At 71.6% G+C, this 8,717-nt stretch carries 9 protein-coding genes; 4 read left to right on the top strand and 5 right to left on the bottom strand.

Annotated elements, in window-relative coordinates; all coding sequences use genetic code 11:
* The first annotated feature begins 68 nt into the window (after positions 1–68).
* Positions 69–1,544 carry an MFS transporter gene (locus tag FNH09_RS42030; protein ID WP_152895127.1) on the top strand — a complete coding sequence of 492 codons (1,476 nt, stop codon included), beginning with the start codon at positions 69–71 and terminating at the stop codon, positions 1,542–1,544.
* 112 nt (positions 1,545–1,656) lie between these two features.
* Positions 1,657–2,487: a TetR/AcrR family transcriptional regulator gene (locus tag FNH09_RS42025; RefSeq protein WP_152895126.1), complete on the top strand. Its 831-nt coding sequence runs from the start codon at positions 1,657–1,659 to the stop codon at positions 2,485–2,487.
* 26 nt (positions 2,488–2,513) lie between these two features.
* On the opposite strand, the gene FNH09_RS42020 is transcribed toward FNH09_RS42025, so the two are convergent.
* Positions 2,514–2,984, bottom strand: coding sequence for a PPOX class F420-dependent oxidoreductase (locus FNH09_RS42020; protein ID WP_152895125.1), 471 nt, complete (start codon positions 2,982–2,984; stop codon positions 2,514–2,516).
* 22 nt (positions 2,985–3,006) lie between these two features.
* Complete coding sequence (locus FNH09_RS42015; protein ID WP_162469909.1) at positions 3,007–3,360, bottom strand: STAS domain-containing protein; 354 nt, start codon at positions 3,358–3,360, stop codon at positions 3,007–3,009.
* A 224-nt stretch (positions 3,361–3,584) separates the two neighbouring features.
* On the opposite strand from FNH09_RS42015, the gene FNH09_RS42010 reads away from it, so the two are divergent.
* Positions 3,585–4,313, top strand: coding sequence for a GAF and ANTAR domain-containing protein (locus tag FNH09_RS42010; protein WP_152895124.1), 729 nt, complete (start codon positions 3,585–3,587; stop codon positions 4,311–4,313).
* Positions 4,314–4,348: 35 nt separating this feature from the next.
* Here FNH09_RS42010 and FNH09_RS42005 read toward each other — a convergent pair whose 3' ends face one another.
* The 3 genes from FNH09_RS42005 to FNH09_RS41995 form a co-directional block, all read right to left on the bottom strand.
* Positions 4,349–5,170 (bottom strand): YceI family protein, encoded by an 822-nt coding sequence (locus tag FNH09_RS42005; RefSeq protein WP_152895123.1) that lies wholly within the window; start codon positions 5,168–5,170, stop codon positions 4,349–4,351.
* Between the two features lie 106 nt (positions 5,171–5,276).
* Positions 5,277–7,715: an MFS transporter gene (locus tag FNH09_RS42000; protein ID WP_476691278.1), complete on the bottom strand. Its 2,439-nt coding sequence runs from the start codon at positions 7,713–7,715 to the stop codon at positions 5,277–5,279.
* Between the two features lie 82 nt (positions 7,716–7,797).
* Positions 7,798–8,289 carry a MarR family winged helix-turn-helix transcriptional regulator gene (locus FNH09_RS41995; protein ID WP_152895121.1) on the bottom strand — a complete coding sequence of 164 codons (492 nt, stop codon included), beginning with the start codon at positions 8,287–8,289 and terminating at the stop codon, positions 7,798–7,800.
* Positions 8,290–8,495: 206 nt separating this feature from the next.
* Here FNH09_RS41995 and FNH09_RS41990 point away from each other — a divergent pair, with 206 nt between their 5' ends.
* Complete coding sequence (locus tag FNH09_RS41990) at positions 8,496–8,696, top strand: hypothetical protein (protein WP_152895120.1); 201 nt, start codon at positions 8,496–8,498, stop codon at positions 8,694–8,696.
* Positions 8,697–8,717: the final 21 nt, after the last annotated feature.

Raw genomic sequence — 8,717 nt, 5'->3', positions numbered from 1 at the left:
GCTCTACACCGTAGAACAGCTCCCATACTCACTGTACGCCGTATGGGAGCTGTTCTACGGTGTAGAGCATGTCCACTCCGCAGAGCCACCCCCAGCGCTGGCTGATCCTCGGTGTCATATGCCTGGCGCAGCTCACCGTGCTGCTCGACAACACCGTGCTGAACGTCGCGATCCCCTCGCTCACCCGGGAACTGGGCGCCGGCACCTCCGACATCCAGTGGATGATCAACGCCTACTCGCTCGTGCAGTCGGGTCTGCTGCTGACCGCGGGCAGCGCGGCCGACCGCTACGGCCGCAAGAAGATGCTGATCACGGGCCTCGTCCTGTTCGGCACGGGCTCGCTGGTGGCCGGACTCGCCGACTCCACCGGCCAGTTGATCGCCGCGCGGGCGGGCATGGGCGTCGGCGGCGCGCTGCTGCTGACCACCACGCTGGCCGTGGTGATGCAGATCTTCGCCCCCGAGGAGCACGCCAGGGCGATCGGCATCTGGGCCGCGGTCAACGCCCTCGGCTTCGCGGCCGGTCCGCTCATCGGCGGCTTCGTGCTGAACCACTTCCGGTGGGGCGCCATCTTCCTGATCAACCTGCCGGTCGCGGCGCTCGGCCTGGCCGCCGTCGTGGCCCTGGTCCCCGAGTCCAGGAACCCCCGGGGCGAACGCCCGGACCTGCTCGGCGCCCTGCTGTCCACGGTCGGGATGACCTCGCTGGTGTTCGCGATCATCTCCGGCCCCGCGCACGGCTGGACCTCGGCCCGGGTGCTGGTCGGCGCGGTCGTGGCGGTGGCCGTCCTCGCCCTGTTCGCCCACTGGGAGAGCCGGGTCCAGGACCCGATGCTCGACCTGGAGTTCTTCCGCGACCGCCGCTTCAGTGGCGCGGTGGCCGGCGCGGTCCTGATCACGTTCGGCATGGGCGGTGCGCTGTTCCTGCTCACCCAGCACCTCCAGTTCGTCCTGGGGTACGGCCCCCTGGAGGCGGGGCTGCGCACCGCGCCGCTCGCGCTGTCCGTCGTCGTCCTGAACTTCTCCGGTCTGTCGGCGAAGTGGACGAAGCGGCTCGGCACGCCGGTGTCGATCGCGCTGGGCATGGCCCTGATGTCCGCCGGCCTGGTGTCGATCGCCACGCTCGCCGCCCACGGGTACGCGGGCACGCTGCTGGGCCTGCTGCTCGTCGGCGCGGGCTGCGCGGTCGCCAACCCCGCCATGGCGCACGCCATCATGAGCGCGATACCGCCGGAGAAGGCTGGCGTCGGTGCCGGGATCAACGGCACGCTCGCCGAGTTCGGCAACGGGCTGGGTGTCGCCGTCCTGGGCGCGGTGCTCAACTCCCGTTTCGCGGCGCTGGTTCCGGTGGCGGCCGGTTCTCTGCCCGCGGCGCTGGCGGCCGCCGACGGGGAGGCGGAGCGGGCCCGGGTCACCGACGCGTTCTCGTCCGGGCTTCAGGCCAGTCAGCTGGTGGGCGCGGTGGCCGTGCTGCTCGGCGGGTTCCTCGCCGCGGCGTTGTTGCACCGGGCGGAGCGGGCAGACTCGGAGGTGGTGACGGCGTAGGCCCTGGTCCGGGCCTTCGGCCGGGTCCCGGTCCGGTCCCCGGACCGGGGGCGGCCGAGGTGCCCCACCTGGCATCGTGACCGGGCCGCGGGAGTGTCGAGGAAGGTGCGCCATGGAGCAGGCGGAACAGAGCGAGCGGGCCGAGCAGGGCGAGCGGGCCGAGCAGGGCGAGCGGGCCGAGCAGGCGCCCGGGCGGCGGCCCGTGCGCAGCAGTGTGTGGCTGGAGGGCAAGGCGCGCCGGGGCGGACGCGGGGGCGGCCAGCCGTCGGGCCTCGACCGTGACCGGATCACCGCGGCCACGGTCCGCCTCCTGGACGCCGAGGGGCTGGCCAGGTTCTCCATGCGGCGGCTGGCCGCCGAGCTCAACGTGACCGCGATGTCCGTCTACTGGTACGTCGACACCAAGGACGACCTCCTCGAACTCGCCCTGGACGCGGCCTTCGGCGAGCTGCGCCTGCCCGATCCGGACGCCGGGGACGCGAAGGACTGGCGCGACGGGCTGCGGACGCTGGCCGCCGAGTACCGGGCGCTGCTGGTGCGGCACCCCTGGCTGTCGCCGCTCGCCGGGCGGTACTTCAACATCGGCCCCAACTCGCTGGCCTTCTCCCGCCAGGTGCAGCGCGTGGTGCGCCGCACGGGGCTGCCCGCGCACCGCGTCACGGGCGCGATCTCCGCCGTCTTCCAGTTCGTGTACGGCTACGGCACGATCGAGGGCCACTTCCTCGCCCGCGTCGCCGACGCCGGTGTCGGACCGGACGACTACTTCCGGCAGGCGATGAGCGCGGCGGACGAGGCCCCGGACGCCGCCGACGTGATCCAGGAGTCCCGGGACCTCATGGCCGCCCGCGGCGGCGACACGGTCGCGGAGATGATGGACCGCGACTTCACCTTCGCCCTGGACCTGCTGGTGGCGGGCATCGAGGCGATGGTGGAACGCGGCTGACCGGGCCCCGCCGCGCTCCCGTCCCGCTACGCCTCGGGCGCGAGCCGTGCCGGGAAGCCGCCCGTCGCCACGGGGCCCCAGCGCTCCGGGGTGATCCGGATGATCGACTTGCCCTGCTTGACCATCGCGGCCCGGTACTCGTCCCAGTCGGGGTGTTCGCCGGCGATGTTCCGGTAGTACTCGACCAGGGGTTCCACGGAGTCGGGGCTGTCGATCACCTCGGCCGTGCCGTCGACCTGGACCCAGGGGCCGTTCCATTCGTCGCTGAGCACGATCACGCTGACCCGGTCGTCCCGCCGGGCGTTACGGGTCTTGGCCCGCTCCGGGTAGGTGGAGACCACGATCCGGCCCGAGTCGTCGACCCCGCAGGTCAGCGGCGATCCCTGGGGGCCGCCGTCGGCCCGCCGGGTCAGCAGGAGCGCGCGATGACGGGGGCGTACGAAGTCGAGCAACTCGTCCAGCGTCACGGAGGTGTTGGTCGCGATGTTCGGTGCCATGGAGTCAGCCTAGGACAGCCGCTCAGGCCGACCGGGCCTGCGACGCGTCGTCGTACACCGGCACGTCGCGGCGTACCCCGGTCAGCTCCAGGACCCGGCGCGGCACCCCCGAGGGCGAGGCGGCGACCCGGAGCGGGACCCGCGGACCCAGCAGCCGGCGTACGTCGTCGACCAGGCGGGCGCCCTGGGAGTCCATGAAACGCGTGCCGGTGAGGTCCAGGACCAGCATCGCCAGCCGGTCGCCACGGGCGTGCACGGCGGTGGCGACGGCGTCGAACACCGCGGTCGCGTTGGAGAGGTCTATTTCCGGGGGAAGGGTGAACATGGTGCAGCCGGGCAGGTCGCGCACCCGGCAGGGTGTCGGGAGGTAGGTCACGTCACTCACCTGGCAGAAGGCGTACTCGTCCGGACTCCGGGGAGGCCACTTCCTGACCTGCCGCCCATTCCACCATGCCCACGGCCTGCTGTGAAAGGGCGGCCGGACGGTCCGTCAGCCGGGCGTCACCTCCACCCGACGGAGCGGATAAAGTGCTCTTCGTCCTTTGCTCGCAGTCGGGAATGTGCTGCGGAGCTCTCCTGCGCACGGTCGTTCGGCCGTGCATGCCGAAGAGGTTCGTGGTGACTGCGTCCGAGTTTTCTGAATTGCCCCGATTTCCGGTCGGGTACGAGCTGGCCGAGGCCCTGACGGCGGCGGCTCGGCAGCTGCACGACACGGACACCCCGCACGGCACCCTGCGCACCGCGGTCCGGCTGGCCGTGCACCTGCTGCCCGGGGCCGAGCACGCCGGGATCTCCGTGCTCGACGGCGGCGACCGCCGGCACGCGGTCGCCTGGTCCGACGACGTCGTCCGCGTCGCCGAGTCCCCGGCGCGGGTCGGTGCCGAACGACCGTACTGGCACCGGTTGTGGAACACACCGGTCGTACGCCTCGACGACAGCGAGTCCGTGGGCGGCGAGGGCGACGCCGAGCTGGCCGGTCTCGGGCTGCGGTCGGCACTGGCGCTGCGGCTGCGGGCCGACCGGCAGCGCCTGACCGTGCTGACCGTGTACGCCCGCAAGCCGCGCACCTTCGACGAGGCCGCCACCCGTGTCGGCCGGCTGTTCACCGCGCACGTCGGCCTGGCCCTGGACTCGGCGACCGTGCGCGAGCAGCTCACCGAGGCCATGCGCACCCGGGACCTGATCGGTCAGGCCACCGGCATCCTGATGGAGCGTCTGAACATCGACGCGGCGGAGGCGTTCGACAGTCTGGTACGCGCCTCGCAGCGCGAGAACATCAAGCTGCGCGACTTGGCCCGCACGGTCGTGGCCGCGAACCCCCGTTCCTGAGAAGGGTTTCGCGAGCCCGGCCCGTCCGGCCGCGGTCAGGCCTGCGGCAGCGACTCGCCCTGGACCGCCTGGACGTCCAGCTCGATCCGGAGGGTCGTGCCGATGGCCGCGATGCCGGCCTGGACGACCTGGTTGTAGTTCATGGCGAAGTCCTCGCGGTACAGCTCCGTGGTCGCCCGGAAGGCGGCCCGGGTGCCGCCCCACGGGTCGGAGCCGGTGCCGAGGTAGGCGAGGTCCAGATCGACGGGCCGTACGACTCCGCGCATGGCCAGCTCGCCGTGGACGGTCCAGCGGTCGGAGCCCGCCGCCGTCAGACCGGTGGAACGGAAGGTGATCTCGGGGAAGACCTCGGCGTCCAGGAAGTCCGCGGAGCGCAGATGGGTGTCGCGCGTCCCGTTGCCGGTGTCGATGGAGGCGGCGCGGATCACCGCCTCGACCCGGGACTTGGTGACGTCGTCCGGGGCGATCTCCACCGTGCCCGCGAACTCCGTGAACCTGCCGCGCACGCTGGAGATGCCCAGGTGCTGGGCGATCGCGCCCACCGTGGAGTGCGCCGGGTCGATGGTCCACGGCCCCGGCGGCGGCAGCTCGGTACCGCCCTGCCGGGCCAGTGTCACCGTCCCGACCTCGGCCCGCCCGCTCGCGGTGACGATCGCGCTCGCGGCGGCCGGCGCGTATCCGACGGCCGTGACGATCACCGTGTACGCCCCCGGCGCCAGCGGGTTCACGTCCCGTACCGCGCCCTCGGCGTCCGCCTCGGCCCGCAGCACCTGGCTGCCGGTCGTGTCGGTCAGCGTGACGACCGCGTGCGACACGGCCCATCCGTCCCGGGTGCGGATCCTCGCGGTCAGTCCCATCCCGTTTTCTCCCTGCAAAGCATCAGAAATTGGTCGTGATGAAACCGGCCCGTGGCAGGGCGCGCCGCCGCTCCGGGCGCGCCGACCGCCACGGGCCGGAGTGTGACTACTCGCCGGGGTGGGCGAGCTGGATGTCGTGTCCGTCGACGCCGGGACCGGCGACCGTCAGCGCGGTGGCCGCCGGCGGGTAGCCCGTCGCGATCACGGTGTACTCGCCGCCGTCCAGGTCGGTGAAGGCGTACGCGCCGTCCGTCCCGGTGGTGGCCGTGCCGACCACGTTGCCCGCCGCGTCCACCAGCGTCACGCGGGCGTCGGCCAGCGGACCGTGCGGGGCCCGCACCACGCCCTGGAGCCGGGCGCCCGGGGCGAGGTCGATCTCGACCCGGGTGACTCCGGTGCCGCCCACCTCGACGGGCAGGGCACGCGGCCGGTGGCCGACGGCGTTGACCGCGAGGGTCACCGTCCCGGGCACCAGCTCGGCGAAGGAGAACTCGCCCTGCTCACCGGTGGCGGCGGTGGCCAGCAGGTCCCCGCGCACATCGGTGACGATCACCATCGCGTCCTTGACCGGCAGCGCGCTCTCCATCTCGCGGACGACACCGGTCAGCCCGCTGGTGCCGCTGAGCAGGATGTCGTACGCCACCGGCTCGCCGTCCACGACGATCGTGGACGCCTGCGGCTGGTAGCCGTCGGCGGAGGCGATCAGGACGTACGAGCCCGTGCCGGGCGCGTCCACCGAGTAGGCGCCGTCGGAATGCGCGACCGACCGGCCCAGCTGCTGTCCCGCCAGGGAGATCAGCGTGACCGCGGCCCGCGGGACGGGCGCGCTCTCGGCGCCGCGCACGAAGCCGCGCACCGGGGTGCCGCCGCCCGTGGCCTCGCCCGCGGCCACCGTGGCGACCGCGGCCAGGCGCTGCGTGCCCTCGGGACCGGCCTGCGCCAGGGCGGGCTCGGGAGCGGTGGCCGGAGCCGGGGCGCTCTCCTCGGCCCGAGCCGCGTCCGTGGCCGGGACCTCGGCCGCGGAGTCGTCCGAGGCGGCCTGCGCCAGGGTGGCCTTGCTGCGCAGCGGGACCTCCTTGATGAACAGCGTGATGAGGAAGGCGAGCAGCGCCAGGACGGACGCGATCATGAAGACGTCCGCGATGCCGTGGCCGTACGCGCTCTCGATGACCGTGCGCAGCGGCGCGGGCAGCGTGTCCATGTCGGGGATGCTGCCGCTGGACTTGGACGCGGCGGCGGCGTACTGGGGGTCGAGGCCGGCCAGGCCGTCCTTGACGTAGTCGGTGATGCGGTGGGCCATGACCGCGCCCAGCGCGGAGACGCCGACCGCACCGCCGAGGGAACGGAAGAAGGTGACCGTGGAGCTCGCCGCGCCGATGTCGGAGGGCGCCACCTGGTTCTGCGTGGCCAGGACGAGGTTCTGCATCATCATGCCGATGCCGAGGCCCAGCAGGGCCATGAAGATGGCCATCTTCCAGTAGTCCGTGTCGTACCGGATGGTGCCCAGCAGACCGAGACCGGCCGTCACCAGCACACCACCGCTGACGAGCCACGCCTTCCACTTGCCGGTCCGGGTGATGAACTGGCCGGAGACGGTGGAGGAGACGAACAGACCGCCGATCATCGGGATGGTCAGGACGCCGGACATCGTCGGGGACTTGTCGCGGGCCAGCTGGAAGTACTGGCTGAAGAACACCGTGCCGGTGAACATCGCGACACCGACGAAGAGCGAGGCGAGCGAGGACAGGGTGATGGTGCGGTTGCGGAACAGCCGCAGCGGGATGATCGGCTCGCTGGCCTTCGACTCGACCAGGACGAACAGCAGTCCGAGGGCGATCGAGCCGCCGACCATCGTCCACGTCTGCCACGAGATCCAGTCGTACTTGTCACCGGCGAAGGTGACCCAGACCAGCAGCAGCGAGACGGCCGCGGAGATGAAGAACGCGCCGCTCCAGTCCACCTTGACCTGGCGCTTGACGACGGGCAGGTGCAGGGTCTTCTGGAGCACGATCAGCGCGATGACCGCGAAGGGCACGCCGACGTAGAAGCACCAGCGCCAGCCGAGCCAGTCGGTGTCGGTGATGACGCCGCCGAGCAGCGGACCGCCGACGGTCGCGACCGCGAACGTGGCGCCCAGGTAGCCGGAGTAACGCCCGCGCTCACGCGGCGAGATCATCGCGGCCATGACGATCTGGGCGAGGGCGGACAGACCGCCGACACCGACGCCCTGGACGACACGACAGGCGATGAGCATGCCGGGGTTCTGCGACAGACCGGCGGCGGCCGATCCCAGCACGTAGATGATCAGCGCTATCTGGACGAGCGCCTTCTTGCTGTACAGGTCGGACAGCTTCCCCCACAGGGGGGTGGTCGCGGTCATCGCCAGCAGCGAGGCGGTCACGACCCAGGTGTAGGCGGACTGGCCGCCGCCCAGGTCACCGATGATCTTGGGCAGGGCGTTGGAGACGATCGTGGACGACAGGATCGCCACGAACATGCCGAGCAGCAGCCCGGAGAGCGCCTCCATGATCTGCCGGTGGGTCATCGGGGCGTCGGAGGAGCCTCCCCCGTGCTTGGCGTGAGCCCGCACACCGGCTGGTGTGGTCGTTGCCATGGGCTTCCTTCTCTTACGTGCTTGCGGGTGTACGGGTGGTCGTCTCGATTGCCGGAGACGGCAGTCGGGGTGCGGAACGGCAGTCGCCGAAACTGGCTCTCAGGCGTGTCATCAGCCCTATGAGCTGCCCGACCTCGTCGTCGGTCCAGTCGCTCAGCCGGTCGGCGAGCAACTCGGTGCTCCGCCGGTACAGCGTGTCGAGCTGTTCGCGGCCCGTGTCCGTGAGGTGCAGGATGCGCGAGCGCTTGTCCGCCGGGTCGGGGGACCGGTCGATCCAGCCCCGCTCGGCGACGTGCGCGACATGCCGACTGGTCACTGACATGTCCACGGCGAGCAGCTCGGCGAGCTTGCTCATGCGCATGTCCCCGTGGCGGCCGAGCAGCGTCAGCACGGCGGCCGAGCCGGCCGGGCAGTCGTGCGGCAGGATCCGCCCGAGGTCCCGTTTCACGGCCCCGACGGCGCTGAGCTGATGGGCCAGCTCCTGGAACTGCGCCTGCTCGGCCATCACACCTCCGGTATTCGTTGCTTAGGGCAACCATAGAGATGTTGGTTGCTACAGGCAAATAAAACGGCGGGGGTGCGGGCTCAAAACTTGGCAAAGGCAAGTATTGCGAACGTAAATCCGCAGGTGGGCCTGTGTGGTGCGGGGTGGGGTCGAGACCGGAGCCCCCACTTGGGCCGGACCCGCCGAATTCGCTAGTGTCCTGGCCCATGGCTAACTCCCAGAACCCGCAGGGCAACCACGACCCCGCCGGCAGCACCCAGATGTTCCGTGCGTTCGTCGACGAGGCCCCCCAGGGCCGACCGCAGCAGGCGGTGGCCACGTCGGGTGGTCCCCGTATCGGCCTGATCGTGGGTGTCGTCGTCGCCGTCGCGATCGTCGCCGCGGTGGCCTGGCTCGCCCTCAAGTAGGCCGGACCACCACCCCCGCCC

The organism is Streptomyces adustus (assembly GCF_009377175.1).
Lineage (GTDB): Bacteria > Actinomycetota > Actinomycetes > Streptomycetales > Streptomycetaceae > Streptomyces > Streptomyces adustus.
This window is presented reverse-complemented; position numbering and strand designations above follow the sequence as displayed.